21 protein-coding genes are annotated in these 17,208 nt (G+C 61.8%); 12 read left to right on the top strand and 9 right to left on the bottom strand.

The features are described from left to right. Nucleotides 1-203 precede the first annotated feature (203 nt). The 4 genes from IPP03_10965 (at nt 204) to IPP03_10950 (ending at nt 1,969) form a co-directional block, all read left to right on the top strand. Nucleotides 204-863 (top strand): hypothetical protein, encoded by a 660-nt coding sequence (locus IPP03_10965; protein MBL0353146.1) that lies wholly within the window; start codon nt 204-206, stop codon nt 861-863. A 117-nt stretch (nt 864-980) separates the two neighbouring features. Then, nucleotides 981-1,307 (top strand): XRE family transcriptional regulator, encoded by a 327-nt coding sequence (locus IPP03_10960; protein MBL0353145.1) that lies wholly within the window; start codon nt 981-983, stop codon nt 1,305-1,307. A gap of 111 nt (nt 1,308-1,418) precedes the next feature. Beyond that, nucleotides 1,419-1,652 carry a type II toxin-antitoxin system CcdA family antitoxin gene (locus tag IPP03_10955; protein MBL0353144.1) on the top strand — a complete coding sequence of 78 codons (234 nt, stop codon included), beginning with the start codon at nt 1,419-1,421 and terminating at the stop codon, nt 1,650-1,652. Then, entirely contained in the window at nt 1,652-1,969 is a 318-nt protein-coding gene (locus IPP03_10950) for a CcdB family protein (protein ID MBL0353143.1), read from the top strand. Before IPP03_10955 ends, IPP03_10950 begins: the two co-directional genes overlap by 1 nt. A 126-nt stretch (nt 1,970-2,095) precedes the next feature. Here the strand turns inward: IPP03_10950 and IPP03_10945 are convergent, their stop codons facing one another. Next, nucleotides 2,096-3,112, bottom strand: coding sequence for a CDP-6-deoxy-delta-3,4-glucoseen reductase (locus IPP03_10945; GenBank protein MBL0353142.1), 1,017 nt, complete (start codon nt 3,110-3,112; stop codon nt 2,096-2,098). A 32-nt stretch (nt 3,113-3,144) separates the two neighbouring features. On the opposite strand from IPP03_10945, the gene IPP03_10940 reads away from it, so the two are divergent. The 6 genes from IPP03_10940 (at nt 3,145) to IPP03_10915 (ending at nt 8,044) form a co-directional block, all read left to right on the top strand. Continuing rightward, the gene (locus IPP03_10940; protein MBL0353141.1) at nt 3,145-4,029 is read left to right on the top strand and encodes an SDR family oxidoreductase; all 885 of its coding nucleotides are present in this window, start codon (nt 3,145-3,147) and stop codon (nt 4,027-4,029) included. Beyond that, nucleotides 4,023-4,439, top strand: coding sequence for a CopD family protein (locus IPP03_10935; GenBank protein MBL0353140.1), 417 nt, complete (start codon nt 4,023-4,025; stop codon nt 4,437-4,439). The genes IPP03_10940 and IPP03_10935 overlap by 7 nt, the downstream gene beginning before the upstream one ends. After that, nucleotides 4,439-5,581: a class I SAM-dependent RNA methyltransferase gene (locus IPP03_10930; GenBank protein MBL0353139.1), complete on the top strand. Its 1,143-nt coding sequence runs from the start codon at nt 4,439-4,441 to the stop codon at nt 5,579-5,581. Before IPP03_10935 ends, IPP03_10930 begins: the two co-directional genes overlap by 1 nt. A 104-nt stretch (nt 5,582-5,685) precedes the next feature. Beyond that, nucleotides 5,686-6,981 carry a 4-hydroxybutyrate CoA-transferase gene (locus IPP03_10925; protein ID MBL0353138.1) on the top strand — a complete coding sequence of 432 codons (1,296 nt, stop codon included), beginning with the start codon at nt 5,686-5,688 and terminating at the stop codon, nt 6,979-6,981. A gap of 109 nt (nt 6,982-7,090) precedes the next feature. Further along, on the top strand, nt 7,091-7,501 hold the full coding sequence (locus tag IPP03_10920) for a hypothetical protein (GenBank protein ID MBL0353137.1): 411 nt from the start codon (nt 7,091-7,093) through the stop codon (nt 7,499-7,501). 3 nt (nt 7,502-7,504) lie between these two features. Next, a complete protein-coding gene (locus tag IPP03_10915; protein ID MBL0353136.1) occupies nt 7,505-8,044 on the top strand; it encodes a hypothetical protein in 540 nt (179 codons plus the stop codon). A 12-nt stretch (nt 8,045-8,056) separates the two neighbouring features. On the opposite strand, the gene lipA is transcribed toward IPP03_10915, so the two are convergent. From lipA to IPP03_10885, 6 genes are read right to left on the bottom strand one after another with little or no spacing between them, the layout of a single operon-like run. Further along, on the bottom strand, nt 8,057-9,022 hold the full coding sequence (lipA, locus tag IPP03_10910) for a lipoyl synthase (protein ID MBL0353135.1): 966 nt from the start codon (nt 9,020-9,022) through the stop codon (nt 8,057-8,059). Then, a complete protein-coding gene (gene lipB, locus IPP03_10905) occupies nt 9,015-9,626 on the bottom strand; it encodes a lipoyl(octanoyl) transferase LipB (GenBank protein MBL0353134.1) in 612 nt (203 codons plus the stop codon). The genes lipA and lipB overlap by 8 nt, the downstream gene beginning before the upstream one ends. 2 nt (nt 9,627-9,628) lie before the next feature. After that, complete coding sequence (locus IPP03_10900; GenBank protein ID MBL0353133.1) at nt 9,629-9,898, bottom strand: DUF493 domain-containing protein; 270 nt, start codon at nt 9,896-9,898, stop codon at nt 9,629-9,631. Nucleotide 9,899: 1 nt separating this feature from the next. Next, nucleotides 9,900-10,787: a D-amino acid aminotransferase gene (locus tag IPP03_10895; protein ID MBL0353132.1), complete on the bottom strand. Its 888-nt coding sequence runs from the start codon at nt 10,785-10,787 to the stop codon at nt 9,900-9,902. 4 nt (nt 10,788-10,791) lie between these two features. Beyond that, complete coding sequence (locus IPP03_10890) at nt 10,792-11,931, bottom strand: D-alanyl-D-alanine carboxypeptidase (GenBank protein ID MBL0353131.1); 1,140 nt, start codon at nt 11,929-11,931, stop codon at nt 10,792-10,794. A gap of 37 nt (nt 11,932-11,968) precedes the next feature. Beyond that, nucleotides 11,969-12,916, bottom strand: coding sequence for a LysR family transcriptional regulator (locus IPP03_10885; GenBank protein MBL0353130.1), 948 nt, complete (start codon nt 12,914-12,916; stop codon nt 11,969-11,971). 102 nt (nt 12,917-13,018) lie between these two features. On the opposite strand from IPP03_10885, the gene htpX reads away from it, so the two are divergent. Further along, entirely contained in the window at nt 13,019-13,894 is an 876-nt protein-coding gene (gene htpX, locus IPP03_10880) for a protease HtpX (GenBank protein MBL0353129.1), read from the top strand. Nucleotides 13,895-13,948: 54 nt separating this feature from the next. Here the strand turns inward: htpX and IPP03_10875 are convergent, their stop codons facing one another. Continuing rightward, complete coding sequence (locus IPP03_10875; GenBank protein ID MBL0353128.1) at nt 13,949-14,425, bottom strand: VOC family protein; 477 nt, start codon at nt 14,423-14,425, stop codon at nt 13,949-13,951. Nucleotides 14,426-14,465: 40 nt separating this feature from the next. After that, nucleotides 14,466-15,257, bottom strand: coding sequence for a prolipoprotein diacylglyceryl transferase (locus IPP03_10870; protein MBL0353127.1), 792 nt, complete (start codon nt 15,255-15,257; stop codon nt 14,466-14,468). A gap of 90 nt (nt 15,258-15,347) precedes the next feature. Here IPP03_10870 and ilvD point away from each other — a divergent pair, with 90 nt between their 5' ends. Beyond that, nucleotides 15,348-17,204, top strand: a complete 1,857-nt coding sequence (gene ilvD / locus IPP03_10865) for a dihydroxy-acid dehydratase (GenBank protein MBL0353126.1) — start codon at nt 15,348-15,350, stop codon at nt 17,202-17,204. Nucleotides 17,205-17,208 lie beyond the last annotated feature (4 nt).

Below are 17,208 nucleotides of genomic sequence, written 5' to 3'. Positions count from 1 at the left end.
TCACGTTGCCGACTGCTGAAGGCGGATAAGCGAATGGCCGGATTGGCCGATTTCCAGACCTTGGCGGTCAACTGGTCGACTGGCGGCTCTGGGTGATCATCTTCAATACCGCCAATCATTCCACGACCTCTTTTTAGCTGTATCAAACGTTTCGCCACCGCGACAGGCGACAATGTCAGCTTCGTCTTTAGCAGGTTCCGTTCATGAACTTTCAACATTTTCTCGCCGTGCTGACCACCATATTGTTTGCCAGCGCGCTCCATGCCGAAGAAGCCAAGCCGGTCGACAATACGCCCAAGCTGGCCTACGGTCAGATGCTGAAGCAGGGCGAGAAGCTGGTCTTTTCGCCCTGCCGCGACCCCAGTTACGCAATGATGGAAGACATTTCTCAGGACCGCGCCGTGACCAAGGCGCTGAACAGCGTCGGCCTGGACGCCGGGAAAAAGCTCTACGTGGAACTGATCGCAGTCAGCGAAGGCGGCATGATCAAGGCTTCCGCCCTCAATCTGGCGCGCACCGAAGGGCGCTGTCAGCAGCCCGGCGGCAAAGAGGAATCGTGGCGCGCGGCGGGCAACGAGCCGGGCTGGCTACTGGCCGTGGGCAACGAAGTGGTGGTGATCAAGCGTCCGGGGAAACCTGATCTGAGGCTGCCTTTCACCCCGTTGAAAACCGACGGTGGCGTGACGCCGCAAAGCAAGCCCTCTGGCGGGACGCGCTTCGATGCTGCCGCTGAAGGCAACCGACTGGCGGTTACTTTCGAGAAGCAGTTGTGCCACGATACGATGGCCGATTCCGTTTTCGGGTGGACGGCAACCGTCAACCTGAATGGCCAGACGCTCAAGGGCTGCGCCTGGCAGCGCTGATTGACCAGCCTGCTGTACCACAAGGGTACTTGCTTCGCGGCGCGGTCGACGGCCAAAAAAGGCCAAAAATCAAATTGCCGAAAAGGCTGGAACAACTTCGACGTGAAGGAGTAATTGATGGCCAAGAAATTTTCTGCACTGCGCGCAGGCATGAGTCAGTCAGCCCGCGAAATGGCTGACAGCAAGGCAAGAGCGATGTTGGCGGAAATGCCGCTGAATGAGCTTCGCCAAGCCCGTGGCCTGTCACAAAAAATGCTGGCTGAGGTGCTGCATGTGCAACAGCCCTCCATTGCCAAGATCGAGAAGCGGACAGACATGTACTTGTCAACGCTACGCAGTCACATCGAGGCGATGGGTGGCGAGCTGGAGGTTATTGCGCGATTCCCCGACGGGACGGTAAAAATCAGTAACTTCTCCGATTTGGCGGGTGCCGTTTCGCGCTGACAAATCTATGTCAATCGCGCGCCTTACATTGAAAACGGACTGGAATAGGAAAAACATCCGTTTCGTGCGTATAATTAATGCGCACTTATCACACGGATCGCGAGGTTGAAAATGCTACCGACACCCCCCAGGCGCGCTGTCAACCTGACGGTGAATAGCGCCTTGGTACAAGAAGCCAAGCAATTTGATATTAACTTGTCGCGCGAATTCGAGGCGCACTTGGCCGATTTGGTCAAACGGCGCAAGCAGGAAATATGGCTGGTGGAAAATCGCGAAGCCATCGATGCCTACAACGCTCACATCGAACGAGACGGTGTATTCAGTGACGGGTTGAGAGGCTTTTGATGGCCCAGTTCGATGTCCACCGTAATCCCAACGCCGCCTCGGCAAAGGCGATCCCTTTTCTGCTCGATGTACAGGCGGATTTGCTGAGCGGGCTGGCCACGCGGGTGGCCGTCCCCTTGGCTCGTCCCGATGCTGTTGGCAACAGGCCGGCGCATCACCTGAATCCCGTCTTTGATCTCGAGGGTGGAAAATTCGTGATGCTCACGTCTGAGATGGCCGGTATCCCCGTGAAGCGCCTCGGTCAAATAGTTGTAAACCTTGGCGATCGGCGTACCGACATCATTCGCGCCCTGGATGTGGTGTTTTCCGGCGTGTAGTCGCCCGCCCGCTTCGTCGCCACCGACTGGTTTCGGGCGCGTCTGGGCCTGCTGCACCCCGAGGGTGCTTGAGCCACAGGCCCCTTCGCCTGCGAGGCGCGGTCGACGGCCCAAAAGGGCCAAAAATCAGACTGTCGAGTAGGTGAAGGCGTCGGCGAAGAATTCTTCTTCCGGCAGCTTGCAGATGGCGGCGAAATCGCGGCGTGCGGCGTCGATCATGGCCGGCGCCCCGCAGGCGTAAACCTGGTGGCCCGAAAGATCCGGGAAGTCCGCTAGCACGGCTTGATGCACGAAGCCGGTGCGCCCGGTCCAGTGGTCGTCGGCCGCCGGTTCGGAAAGCACCGGAACGTAGCTGACATTGGTGTGTTGCACGGCCCATTGCTCGGGCAGGGCGCTCTGATATAGATCGACCCGGGCCTTGGCGCCCCAGTAGAGATACATCGGGCGCTCGCATTTTTCGGCGATGGCGTGTTCGACGATCGCCTTGATCGGCGCGAAACCGGTGCCCCCGGCGAGCAGGATCATCGGCTTCGGCGAGTCTTCGCGCAGGTAGAAGCTGCCGTGCGGGCCGTTGAAGCGCAGGATGTCGCGCACCTTCATGGACGAGAAAATCTGATCGGTAAACAGGCCGCCGGGCACGTGCCGGATGTGCAGTTGCAGCAAGGCATCGTCGTGCGGTGCGTTGGCCAGCGAGAAGCCGCGTTTCTTGCCGTCCTTGAGCAGGATGTCGACGTATTGCCCGGCGAGGAACTGCAGGCGTTCGTTGGCCGGCAGCTTGAGGTGGATCGCCATGACGTCGGGCGCCAGCCGCTCGATTTTCTCGATCCGTGATGGCAGCGTCTTGACCGGGATGTCGGTTGTCGAACCGAGCTGCTTGCATTCCAGGGTCAGGTCGGACTGTGCCTTGGCGCAGCAGAAGAGCGCCATGCCGGCGGCCTTCTCCTCGTCGCTCAGGGCCTCTGCCTGAGCCTTGCCGTAATCCACGCAGCCGGCGAGCACTTTTCCCTTGCACGAACCGCAGGCGCCGTCGCGGCAGCCGTAGGGCATGGTCAGGCCCTGGCGCAGCGCGGCGTCAAGAACGCTTTCGTCGTCGTCGGCGACAAACTGGCGACCGCTCGGCCGGACGGTGATCTGGTGGCTCATCTGTTCCCGTTGGCGTCGGCTACAATGCCGGCGTGCAAAAAATCCTGATTGTTGGCAGCGGGGACGTGGCCCGCCGTATTCTTGTCCGCCTTGCCCGCCATTATCGCGTTTTCGCCATGCTGCGCGATGCCTCCCGGGCGCCAGTCTGGCGCGCTGCCGGCGCGCAACCGATGCTGGCCGACCTCGACGATCGCGCCAGCCTGCAACGCCTGGCCGGCCTCGCCGATTACGTGCTGCATCTGGCGCCACCGCCTGGAGAAGGCATGCGCGACCGGCGCACGCGCAACTTGCTGGCAGCATTGGGCAAAAGCAGAAGTTTACCACGCCGCCTGGTCTACGTTAGTACGACCGGCGTCTACGGCGATTGTGGCGGGGCGCATGTCGACGAGACGCGTCGGATCAATGCCGAAAGCCCGCGTGCCGGCCGCCGGGTCGATGCCGAGCGTTGCCTGCGCGCCTGGGGCCGGCGCACCGGCGTTGTTGTCACGATCCTCCGCGCTCCCGGCATCTACGCTGCCGACCGCCTGCCGACCGAGCGTCTGCGCAAGGGCTTGCCGGCGCTGATCGATGCCGACGACGTGTTCACCAACCACATCCATGCCGACGATCTGGCTGCCGCCTGTGTTGCCGCCCTGCGTTACGGGCGTGGCAACCGCGCTTACAATGTGGTCGATGATTCCGACCTTAAAATGGCTGAATACTTCGACCGTGTCGCCGCCGCCTTCGAGCTTCCGTCGCCGCCGCGCATATCGCGTGCCGAAGGGGAGCAGCGCCTGTCGCCGATGCAGATGTCGTTCATGCGCGAATCGCGGCGCATCGGCAACCGGCGCCTCAAGAACGAATTGAAATTGCGGCTCGCCTACCCGACGGTCGACGACGGGATCCGGGCAGCGCTGGAAAGGAAGGATGGATGCTGACCCTCAAGGCCCTGCATATTTCGCTGGTCGTCGCCTGGTTTGCCGGGCTGTTCTACCTGCCGCGGATTTTCGTCAATCTGGCCATGGTTCCGCCCGACAGCGGCGCCGAACGCGAACGCCTGCTGCTGATGGCTGGCAAGCTCTACCGTTTCATGACCCCACTTGGCGTGCTGGCCGTGGCAACCGGGCTGTGGTTGTGGTTCGGCTACGGATTCTCCGGCGGCTGGCTGCACGTCAAGACGGCGCTGGTCGCGTTGCTCGTGATCTACCACTGGCATTGCGGGCGCCTACTCAAGGCCTTTGTCGCCGGCACCAACACGAAGAGTCATGTCTGGTTCCGCTTCTACAACGAGATGCCGGTGCTGGTACTCTTCGCTGTCGTTTTTCTCGTCGTGCTCAAGCCCTTCTGATGAACAATTATTTCGCGATCTGCCCGCGTGGGCTGGAAGAATTGCTAGCCGATGAATTACGCGCGGTCGGCGGCGAAGCATTGCGGTCGGCGCACGGCGGCGTCTTTTTTACCGGCGACTGGAGTACTTGCTACCGCGCCAATCTGGAATCGCGTATCGCAACGCGCATCCTCTGGCACATCGTCAAGGGACCGTACCGGACGGAGGACGACATCTACCGGCTGGCCGTGCGCCAGCTGTGGCCAAATCATTTCGCCGTGTCGCGGACGATGCGGGTGGTGACGACGGCGATCAGGTGCCCGCTCAAGTCGCTCGATTTTGTCACGCTGCGCGTCAAGGATGCGGTATGCGACCGCTTTCGTGAGGATCGCGGCGAGCGGCCGAATATCGAGACGCGTAACCCGGACGTCAGCGTCCATGTCTTCCTCAGCGAAAGCGAGTGCACGCTTTACCTCGATACCTCGGGCCAGCCCTTGTGGCAGCGCGGCTTGCGCAAGGCCAGTGTCGATGCGCCGCTCAAGGAGAACCTGGCGGCCGGTATCCTCAAATTGGCTGGCTGGCAGCCGGGAACGCCGCTGGTTGACCCGATGTGCGGCAGCGGCACCTTTTTGCTCGAAGCCGTGCAGATCGCCCTCGACCGCGCGCCCGGTCTCGACCGCGGTTTTGCATTCGAGCTGCTCGCCAGGTTCGAGGCGCTGAACTGGGCCAACATCCGGCAGGCGGCCGAGGCGCGCGTCAAGCCGGCCGAGCCGATGGATATTCGCGGCTACGACATTGATGACAAGGCCGTGCGCGCCACGCGGCGCAATCTGCAGGAGGCGGGTTTTGGCGGTATTTTGACGGTCGGCCGTGACGATCTGCTGGAAGTGCAGCCACTGATCGATCATGGCATCATGGTCGTCAACCCGCCCTACGGCGAACGCATTGGCGAGCTGGACGAACTGGCGGCGTTCTATCCGCAACTCGGTTCGGCGCTGAAAAAGCACTGGGCGGGCTGGAACTGCTTTTTCTTCACCGCCGATCTGCGCCTGCCCAAGCTGGTCGGTCTCAAGCCGAGCCGCAAGACGCCGCTGTTCAACGGGCCGCTGGAATGCCGCCTGTTCGAAATCCGCATGGTGGAGGGGAGCAATCGCAGGGTCTGAACATGGCAATTCGCCGCACCTGGATGTTGACCTTCTTCAGTCTCCATGCCTGGCCCGCATTCGAGCATTTATACTTGCAAAAATAATTCTGAGGAGTGAGACAAATGTCAGTACAGAGCATCTATCAGCAAAAGCGCATGTCTGCCGCCGACGCGGTCCGTATCGTCCGGAACGGCGAAACCATTGTCGTCCCGACAGCCGTCGGTGAGCCGCCGACCCTGTTGAAGGCGTTATCCGAGCAGCGGCGCGATTTCCACAATGTCACGGTGGCGCAGATTCTGGCGCTGCGCAAGTTCGACTATTTCGACCTGGAAACGGTGGAGCATATTCGCCACGAGGCGTACTTCTTCAGCGGTGCATCGCGCGCCGGTGGCCAGGAGGGCTGGATCGACTACATCCCGGCGTATTTCTCCGAACTGCCGGGTCTGATCGCGCGCAACATGATCCCGGTGGATGTCGTATTTACGATGGTCTCGGCAATGGACGACCACGGTTTCTTCTCGCTTTCGCTGGGGACCGACTACACCATGGCGGCGATCGAGAAGGCGCGTGCGGTGGTTCTCGAGGTCAATCCCAACGTTCCCTTCGCCAACGGCAACTGCCATGTCCACATCAGCCAGGTTGCCGCGCTCTGTGAGAGCGACGATCCCATCTTCGAGGTCGGGTTGCCGAAGATCGGGCCGGTGCAGGAAGCCATCGGCAAGTACGTCGCCGACATGATTCCAGACGGTGCGACGCTGCAGATCGGCTACGGTGGCATCCCCGATGCCGTGGTTATGCAACTCACCGACAAGCGTGACCTTGGCATCCATACCGAGATGGTCGGCGACGGCATCATGACGCTGGTTGAGGCTGGCGTCATCACCAACCGCAGGAAGAACTACCACCACGGGAAGATGCTGGCGACCTTCGCGCTCGGCTCGAAGAAGCTCTACCAGTTCATGAACCGCAACCCGGCGCTCGAGATGCACCCGGTCGATTTCACCAACGATCCGTGCCTGGCGGGCCAGAACGATAACCTGCATGCGGTCAACGCGACGATGCAGGTCGATTTCATGGGCCAGTGCGGTTCCGAGAGTCTAGGCTACACGCCCTATTCGGGCACCGGCGGCCAGTCCGATTTTGTGCGGGCCGCCAATCGTTCCAACGGCGGCAAGTCCTTCATCGTCCTGCCGTCGACCGCCAAGAACGACACCATCTCGCGCATCGTGCCGACGCTCGAGCCCGGCACGCATGTATCGACCGGCAAGAACGACATCAACTATGTGGTCACCGAGTACGGCGTCGCGCAGTTGCGCGGCAAGACGGCCAAGCAGCGCTGTCAGGCCCTGATCGGTATCGCCCATCCCGATTTTCGCGGTGAACTGCGGGACATGGCGAAAAAGATGAAACTGCTCTGATCGCCAGGCCGCCAGCGATTACATCTTGTAGCAATTTGTTGCAGTCGCTTGTCGAAATATTCTCTATCGTATCGATAGGTGCATGACGGAATGCATCGAAGGTGATTCGATGAAAGCGCAAAAACTCCTGTTCGTTCTCGCGGCATTGCTGGTTTCCGGAATCGGCGACTCCTGGGCGGACAGGCGCGTATACGGGAGGGGCGGCGTCTATGTCGGCCCCGGTCCTTATTGGGGCGCGCCCTATGCGCGTCCTTACTACTATCCGGGCCGTTTCTATCCCCGGCCCTACTATCCAGGGCCGTTCCTCTATGGCGACCCGTTCTACGCGCCTGCGCCGGTGGTCGTCGTGCCGCCGCCGGAGCCGGCGGTCTATATCGAGCGGAGCGACAGTGCTGTCGATCAGGCACAGACTCCTGCGCAGCAGTACTGGTATTTCTGCCGGGATTCGAACCGGTATTACCCTTACGTAAAGGAATGTCCGGGCGGGTGGCAGACGGTTCTGCCGCGACCGGGGCAATAAGCCATGAGAATTCAGAACACGTTCCTGTACCCCCTTGGTTTGGCGGCCTGCGCCCTGTTCCTCGGTGCGTGCACGGTCATGCCGACCGGGCCGACCGCCCTCGTGATGCCCGGTCGGGGCGCGACGATGGACAGGTTCCGCTTCGACGACAACCAGTGCCGTCAGTACGCCTATTATCAGATCGGCGGCGTTACCGCCCAGGACGCGGCTAACCAGGCCGCCGTCGGCAGTGCCGTGGTCGGCACGGCGATCGGTGCGCTGGCCGGTGCGGCGATCGGTGGTAGCCAGGGCGCGGCGGTCGGTGCCGGCGTCGGTCTCGTGGGCGGCAGCGCCTACGGCACAAATTCAGCCTATGCCTCGGGCTATGGCACCCAGCGCCAGTACAACAATGCGTACATTCAGTGCATGTACGTCAAGGGCCATTCGGTTCCGGTACCTGCCGGAATGGCATATCAGCCGCGGGTGGTCAACAATCCCCCGAACTGGGGTATTCCGCCACCCCCGCCTCCTCCCGGCATGCCGCCACCCCCGCCGCCAAGATAACCCCGGTGTGAGTCAGGCGACGCCGGCGCTGTGTGCCTGTTGGTCTGCCCAGTAGCTTGATCTGACCATCGGCGCGCAGGCGGCGCCGGTGAAGCCCATTTTTTGGGCTTCGTCCTCGAACATTTTGAAGGTGTCGGGGTGGACGTAGCGCGTGACCGGCAGGTGATGGCCGCTCGGCGCGAGGTACTGGCCGATGGTCAGCATTTCGACACCATGGGCGCGCAGGTCGCGCATGACTTCGAGAATTTCTTCGTCGGTTTCGCCAAGGCCGACCATCAGGCCGGATTTGCTTGAAACCTCGGGGTAGCGTGCCTTGAACTGCCTGAGAAATTCAAGCGAGTGCTTGTAGTCGGCACCGGGGCGCGCCTGCTTGTAAAGGCGCGGCACGGTTTCAAGATTGTGGTTGAGAACATCGGGCAGGGCCTGGCCGAGCACGTCAAGGGCAATTTCCATGCGCCCGCGGAAATCGGGCACCAGTGTTTCGATGGTGGTGGCCGGTGACAGTTCGCGCACATTGCGGATGACGTCGACGAAGTGCTGGGCGCCTCCGTCACGCAGATCGTCGCGGTCGACGCTGGTAATGACCACATATTTGAGCTTGAGCGCGGCGACCGATTCAGCCAGTTGGCGCGGTTCGTCCGGGTTGGACGGCAGGGGTACCCCATGACCGACGTCACAGAACGGGCAACGGCGGGTGCAGATGTCGCCGAGGATCATGAAGGTGGCGGTGCCGCGCCCGAAGCATTCGCCGATATTGGGGCAGGTGGCTTCCTCACAGACGGTGTGCAGCTTACGCTCGCGCAGCATGGACTTGATTTCGCCGAAGCGCCCGGCGCTGTTACCGGCCTTGACGCGAATCCACTCTGGCTTTTTCAGCGGTGCGTCGATCGGCACAATCTTGATCGGGATGCGCGCCGTTTTCAGTTCGCCCTTCTGTTTGACGCCTTTTTGCCTGGCGCTGCCGGTATTTTCAGCCATGTGATTTGTCCAGTTGTTGCTGCAGGTGGTGGCAGAGAAGTTCGCCAGCCTGATCGGGAGTGAGCGGGATACCGAGATCGCTGGTCTGCGTGACGGCGAGGCCGGCATAGCCGCAGGGGTTGATTGCGGCAAAGGGGGAGAGATCCATGTCGACATTGAGCGACAGGCCGTGATAGCTGCAACCGTTCTTGATCTTGAGGCCCAGGGCGGCGATTTTTGCCACGCCGACATAGACGCCGGGGGCGCCGGCGCGCCGTTCGGCCGTGACGCCCTGGTCGGCAAGAAAATCGATGAGCGCCTGCTCGATCGCCGTGACCAGTTCGCGCACCTTGAGCTTCAGGCGCTGCAGGTCGAGCAGCAGATAGATCACGACCTGGCCGGGGCCGTGGTACGTCACCTGGCCACCTCGGTCGATCTTGACGATGGGGATGCCGACTTCGTGCAGGATATGCTCGGGTTTGCCGGCCTGGCCCAGCGTGTAGACCGGCGGGTGTTCGACGACCCACAGTTCGTCAGCGCTTTCCGGCGTCCGGCGCAGCGTGAATTCCTGCATCGCGCGCCAGGTTGGTTCGTACTCGACCCGGCCCAGACGGTGAACTTCCATCCTTAAAGGACTACTTTGACCAGCGGGTGCGAACTCAGGTCTGTGTACAGTGCGTCGAGTTGCGGCTTCGAGGTGGCGACCACGGTGCACGTCAGGCTCAAGTAGTTGCCGCCGGAGCTGGCGCGCATTTCCATGCGGGTGCCGTCGAAATCCGGGGCGTGGCGGGTGACGACCTCGAGAACGGCTTGGGCGAACTCATCCTCCGCCTTGCCCATGATCTTCAGGGGAAAGGCGCAGGGGAATTCGAGCAGCGTGTCCTTGTACGAAGCCATTTCAGTCTTTGCGCATTACCGTGTTCTTGAAATCCTGATACCACTGCCACATCCGTTCGCCGAGCGGGCCGGGCTTGCCGGCCGCCGGCCCGCTGCCGACCGGCTTACCGTCGAGTGTGGTGATGGCGAGAACTTCCTTGGTCGATGAGGTCATCCAGACCTCGTCGGCAGCGCGAAGTTCATTTTCGTGAATTTCGCGCACTTCCAGCGGTTGACCGTGACGCTCGGCCAGTTCAATGACTATGTCGTAGGTAATGCCAGGCAGCATGAACGAGGTCTTGGGCGGGGCGAGCAGCACGCCGTTTTTGGCGACGAAAATGTTCGAGGCAGCACCTTCTTTGAGCCAGCCGTCGCGGATCAGTAGGGCTTCGGCACAGCCGACCTCGACCGCCTGTTGCCGGGCGAGGATGTTGGCGAGCAGCGAGATGACCTTGAGATTGCAGTGCGCCCAGCGGTCGTCGGCGACGGTGATCGCGGCGACACCCTTGGCGCGCACCTCGGCCGGCGTGGTGACCAGCGGCGAAGTGAAGGCGAAGGCGGTCGGGCGGACAGTGGTCGGCGGGAAGGCGTGGTCGCGCTTGTTATCGGCGCCGCGCGTGACTTGCAGGTAGATCGACTGGTCCTCCCACGGTGCACTGACGATCAATTGCCCGACCACGGCTTTCCAGCCGTCGACGTCGAGCGGGTTGGCGAGATGGATGCCGTCCAGCGTCGCCTGCAGGCGTGTCAGGTGCTCGTCGAGGCGGAACGGGCGGCGGGAATAGACGGGGATCAGTTCATAGACCCCGTCGCCATAGAGAAAGCCGCGGTCGAGCGGCGAAATGCCGGCTTCGGCGAGCGGCAGGAACTGGCCATTGAGATAGACCGTGTCGGCGACGTAGGGAGTCATGAACTCAGTTGAACCACAGTCTCATGGTATCCAGCGTGCGACCGAGAATGCCGGCGCGCGGGATGCCTTCAAGCGCCGGCACCGGATATTCGCCATAGACCTTGCCGTCGATCGTGACCTTGAGCGTGCCGAGCTTCTGGCCGACCTCGATCGGTGCGATCAGGCGCGGTTCGGGCGTAAATTCGCTCTTGACCTTGTCGGCATAGCCCCGGGGAACGGAAATCGAGAAATCGTTGCCAAAACCGGCCTTGACGTTGGGCTGTGTGCCCTTCCAGACGCGCAGCGTGGCCACCGGTGAATCCTTGGCAACCAGCGTGACCGAGTCGTAGGACTGGAAGCCCCAGTTGAGCAGCTTCAGTGACTCGCTGGCGCGCATCGAGCTGGACTTGGCGCCGAGAACGACCGAAAGCAGGCGGCGCTTGTCGCGCAGTGAAGAGGAGATAAGGCAATAGCCGGCCGCCTCGGTATGGCCGGTCTTGACGCCATCGACCGTCGAATCTATCCACAGCAGGCGGTTGCGATTGGGCTGGGTGATGTTGTTGTAGCGGAACTCCTTCATCGAGTAGTACTTCCGGTACTCCTCGGGGAAGTCGCGAATCAGGGCGCTGGCCAGCGTCGCCAGGTCGCGCGCCGTGGTGTAGAGCTGCGGGTCGGGCAGGCCGGTCGAGTTGGCAAAACTCGACGAGTTCAGGCCGAGGCGCTTGGCCTCGCGGTTCATCATCTGCGCGAAATTCTCCTCGCTGCCGGCGATCACCTCAGCCAGCGCGACGCAGGCATCGTTGCCCGACTGGACGATCATGCCCTTGATCAGATCTTCGACCGGAACCTGAGTCTCGACCTGAATGAACATCTTGGAGCCGCCGGTTTTCCATGCCCTTTGCGAAACCGTGACCGGGGTATCGAGGGCGATGGTCTTCTGGTGCAGCGCGGCGAAGGTCAGGTAGGCGGTCATCAGCTTGGTCAGCGACGCGGGTTCGATCCTTTCGTCGGGTCTTTCCGTTGTCAACACCTGGCCGGAGCCCATTTCCAGCAGGAGCCACGACCTGGCGGCAAGTGTGGGCGGGACGGGAAGCTGCTGGGCCAGCGCCTGGCCAGTCAGCGCCAAGAATGACGCGAGTGCGATGAATTTACGAAACGTGAACATGGTTTGTCTACTTTGGCTCGGCGTTAGAAAATGCAAATTATACCTGCGGCAGGGCGGCCTGCCGGAGAGCGTCTTCAGGCAGGGAAGATGTATCGGGAAAACTCGGCGACGACGAGCAAAGGACCTCGATGGCGGGATGGCGAATTCGTCGTTCGTTGGAAATGGCGTAAATCTGCTCACTGACCCCGGTCATTGCGCCGAGGGGGCGGGCGGTGAGTTGCTCGGCGATCTGGTCGGTGAGCGCCAGCGGCGCCGGAAAGAGTCCGAGGCCGGCGCGGCCGAAGGTGGTCAGCAGGGCGCTGTCCTGGAACTCACCGATGATGCGCGGCCGGATGTCGTTGCTTTCGATCCAGCGGTCGATCCGGCCGCGCAAGGCGCTCTGGCGGGTGGGCAGGAACAAGGGAGCGGCGTTCAGGCTTTGCGGATAGCCATCGATGTAACGCTCGACCAGCGCGGCGCTGCCAAACAGCCCGGCGGAGAATTCGCCAAGGTGAGTACTGAAAACCTTGAGGTTGCCACCCACCGGCGCCGGTCTGTCGGTGAGCACCAGGTCGAGATGGTGCAGCGCCAGTTCGGCGAGGAGTGGCTCGAAACCACCTTCGCTGCAGATCAGGCGCACATCCTCCGGCATCGCGAGGACGGAAGCCAGCAGGCGGTAGGCCAAGAGTTTGGGAATGCCGTCGGAAATGCCCGTGCGCAGGCGCAGTGCGTTGCCGTTGTCCTTCATCCGCACGGCTTCCTGAAGGGCCTCGCCAAGCTGGAAGATCTGGTCGGCGTAGCCCAGAGCGGCGCGCCCGGCGTCGCTCAAGATCAGGCCGCGTCCCTGGCTGACGAACAGCGCCTTGCCCAGGTTGCGCTCAAGCAGCGAAAGCTGGCCGCTGATGGTCTGCACCGCGACGCCGAGGCGCTCGGCGGCGCGGGTCATGCTGCCTTCGTGGGCGACAACCCAAAAGTAGTGGAGATGCTTGTAGTTGAGGTTAGACATGATCTATCCAGAAAGCCGAAGTTAAATTCAATATTGTTTCGATTTTACAGGATGTATGGGTGGGGTATGATTCGAGCGTGTTCAGTTGTGATGGAGAACGTGATGAAACGTGTCGTACTTTTTCTTGTTACCAACCTTGCCATAATGCTGGTCCTTGGTCTGGTCAGCAGCCTGCTCGGCGTCGATCAGTTCCTGACGGCAAATGGCCTCAATCTTGGCATGCTGCTGGCCTTTGCGGCGGTGATTGGTTTCGGCGGCTCCTTCATTTCGCTGCTGATGTCGAAGACGATGGCGAAATGGAGTACCGGCGCCCGCGTCATCGAATCCCCGGCCAGTTCGACCGAGGTGTGGCTGGTCGATACGGTCGCCCGCCTGGCCAAGAATGCCAATCTGCCGATGCCGGAAGTCGCCATTTACGAAGGCGAGCCGAATGCCTTCGCGACCGGCGCGACGCGCAACAGTTCGCTGGTTGCGGTATCGACTGGCCTCTTGCAAGGTATGACGCGTGAGGAAGCCGAAGCCGTGCTGGCGCATGAAGTGTCGCACGTCGCCAACGGCGACATGGTGACGCTGACGCTGATCCAGGGCGTCGTCAATACCTTCGTCGTCTTTCTGTCGCGCGTCGTCGGCTACCTCGTCGATTCGTTCCTGCGGCGTGGTTCCGACAGCAACAGCGGTCCGGGAATCGGCTATTTCGTCGCCAGCATGGTCAGCCAGGTCTTGTTCGGCGTCCTCGCCAGCATTATCGTCGCCTGGTTTTCGCGGCAGCGCGAATTTCGCGCCGATGCCGGTGCCGCACAACTGATGGGCAGTCCGACACCGATGCAGAATGCGCTACGCCGCCTGGGCAACCTGCATACCGAACCGTTGCCACAGAGCATGGCAGCCTCGGGCATCGCCGGCGGGCCGGGCTTGATGTCGCTGCTGGCGACGCACCCGCCGCTCGAAGAGCGTATCGCGGCGCTCGGCAAGGCTTGATCCGCCGCTAAAAATCGACCGCTTTTCGCGGTCGACCGTAACGCTCGTTTCTGGTCAGCCCGCAGCCAGCTTGGCGAAGGCTGAAACGACTTCCGGCGGTGCCTGCACCAGTTCGATCAGCACGCCTTCGCCGCCGATCGGGAATTCTTCGTTGCCCTTCGGGTGCAGGAAGGTGATGTCGAACCCGGCGGCGCCCTTGCGGATGCCGCCCGGCGCGAAACGCACGCCATTGGCCGACAGCCATTCGACGGCCTTCGGCAGGTCGTCGATCCACAGTCCGACGTGGTTGAGCGGCGTCGTGTGCACCGCCGGCTTCTTTTCAGGGTCGACCGGCTGCATCAGGTCGACCTCGACCTTGAACGGGCCGCTGCCCATCGCGCAGATGTCCTCGTCGACATTCTCGCGCTCGGAGATGAAGGTGCTGGTGACTTCGAGGCCGAACATGTCGACCCACAACGTGCGCAGTTTTTCCTTGGACGGGCCGCCGATGGCGATTTGCTGAATGCCGAGAACCTTGAATGGGCGTGTCATGACTGGGTTCCTGTCGTGTGTTAGATAACGCAATCCATAATTATAGGGATTTCCGGCGGTATGCCAGCAGCAGCATGGCGATGCCGATCAGGATCATTGGCAGCGACAGCCACTGGCCCATACTGACCGTGTACGACTGGCCAAAAATGCCGTGATCCGGTTCGCGGAAGAATTCGGTGATGAAGCGGAAAGCGCCATAGCCGATCAGGAAAGCCCCTGACACGGCGGCGCGCGGTCGCGGTCGACTGCTGTAAAGCCAGAGAATGACGAAGAGGGCAATACCTTCCAGTCCGACATGGTAAAGCTGCGACGGATGGCGCGGCTGCATGTCGCCGGCTTGCGGGAAAATCATCGCCCACGGCAGGCTCGGGTCAGCGACGCGGCCCCACAACTCACCATTGATAAAATTGCCGACCCGCCCGGCAGCCAGCCCGAGCGGCACCAGCGGCGCGATGAAATCGGTGATGTCGAACCAGGCGATGCTGTGCTTGCGCGACCACAGACCCATGGCAACCAGCACGCCGAGAAACCCGCCATGAAAAGCCATGCCACCTTTCCAGACAGCGAATATTTCCAGCGGATGGGCGAGGTAATAGGCAGGTTCGTAAAACAGCACCTGCCCCAAGCGGCCGCCGACGATCACGCCGAGCATGCCGTAGAACAGCAGGTCGTCCAGCTGTTCGACGGTCAGCAAGCCCGGCCGGGTCTTGATCCGGTAGCGGCCGAGCGCGATGAATTGGACGAAGGCGACGAGGTACATCAAACCATACCAGCGCACCGAGAGCGGGCCGAGCGAAAAGGCGACGGGATCGAACTGCGGGTGGAGAAGCATTGGGGGCGGAGAGTCGGCTAGAATTGGCCCATTATAGTTCGCGCTGCCTGCTGCATGATTGCGGCGCCAAGTTCCTGACGGAGATTAAACATGCCTGATTACCGCTCCCGCACCTCCACCCACGGCCGCAACATGGCCGGTGCCCGCGCCTTGTGGCGTGCGACCGGCATGAAGGACGGTGATTTCGGCAAGCCGATCATCGCCGTCGTCAACTCGTTCACGCAGTTCGTACCGGGCCACGTGCACCTCAAGGACATGGGTCAGCTGGTGGCGCGCGAAATCGAGGCGGCCGGTGGCATCGCCAAGGAATTCAACACAATCGCCATCGACGACGGCATCGCGATGGGCCACGGCGGCATGCTCTATTCGCTGCCATCGCGCGACCTGATCGCCGACTCGGTCGAATACATGGTCAACGGCCACTGTGCCGACGCCATGGTCTGTATTTCCAACTGCGACAAGATCACCCCGGGCATGCTGATGGCTGCGATGCGCCTCAACATTCCGGCCGTGTTCGTTTCCGGCGGCCCGATGGAAGCCGGCAAGGTCAAGATCCAGGGCCAGGTCATCCATCTTGACCTTGTCGATGCCATGGTCAAGGCTGCCGATGCCGCAGTCTCTGACGCCGACCTCGCCGAAATCGAGCGTTCGGCCTGCCCGACCTGTGGCTCGTGTTCGGGCATGTTCACCGCCAACTCGATGAATTGCCTGACCGAGGTGCTCGGCCTCTCGCTGCCCGGCAATGGCACCGTGGTCGCTACTCATGCCGACCGCAAGGAACTCTTTCTACGGGCCGGTCGTCAGGTGGTTGAACTCTGTCGCCGCTACTACGAACAAGATGATGCCTCGGTGCTGCCGCGTTCGATCGCTACCTTCCAGGCTTTCGAAAACGCGATGACGCTTGACGTCGCGATGGGCGGTTCGACCAACACTGTACTGCACATTCTTGCCGCCGCGCAGGAAGCCGGGGTCGATTTCACGATGGCTGACATCGACCGCATTTCGCGCAAGGTGCCGTGCCTGTGCAAGGTGGCGCCGATGACCGACAAGTACCATATCGAGGACGTCCATCGCGCCGGCGGCATCATGGGCATTCTCGGCGAGCTGGAACGGGCCGGGCTGCTGCACCGCGACGTGCCAACCGTGCACGAATCAACCCTTGGCGCTGCGATCGATCACTGGGATGTGGTGCGCAATGACGACGCCAAACTCCGGGAGTTCTTCCGCGCTGCGCCGGGCGGCGTACCGACCCAGGTCGCCTTCTCGCAGGATCGCCGCTTCAGCGAACTGGACCTCGATCGCATCAAGGGCTGCATCCGCAGCAAGGACAGCGCCTACTCGCAAGAAGGTGGGTTGGCGGTGCTGCACGGCAATATCGCGCTTGATGGCTGCATCGTCAAGACGGCCGGCGTTGATGAGTTGATCTGGAAATTCACCGGCAAGGCACGTGTCTTCGAAAGCCAGGATGCTGCGGTCGACGCCATTTTGGCCGATAAAATTGTTGCCGGCGACATCGTCGTGATTCGTTACGAAGGCCCGAGGGGTGGTCCCGGCATGCAGGAAATGCTCTACCCGACCTCCTACCTGAAATCGAAAGGCCTGGGCAAGGAATGCGCCCTGCTCACCGACGGGCGCTTTTCGGGTGGCACCTCGGGCCTGTCCATCGGCCATGCTTCGCCCGAGGCGGCCGATGGCGGCGCCATCGGACTGGTCGAGGAGGGCGATACCATCGAGATTGACATCCCGAATCGGCGCATTCACCTGGCCGTCAGTGACAGCGAACTGGCGCGCCGCCGTGCCGCCATGGAGGCCAAGGGCGATGCCGCCTGGCAACCGGCAAGCCGTGAACGTTTCGTTTCCGCTGCCCTGCAGGCCTATGCCTTGATGGCGACCTCGGCAGACAAGGGTGCGGTGCGCGACGTGACGCAGATCCAGCGCCGCAAGTAAGCCT

This window comes from Candidatus Dechloromonas phosphoritropha, assembly GCA_016722705.1.
GTDB classification, from domain to species: domain Bacteria; phylum Pseudomonadota; class Gammaproteobacteria; order Burkholderiales; family Rhodocyclaceae; genus Azonexus; species Azonexus phosphoritrophus.
The sequence above is the reverse complement of the archived record's forward strand: the minus strand, read 5'-3'. Positions and strand labels throughout refer to the sequence as shown.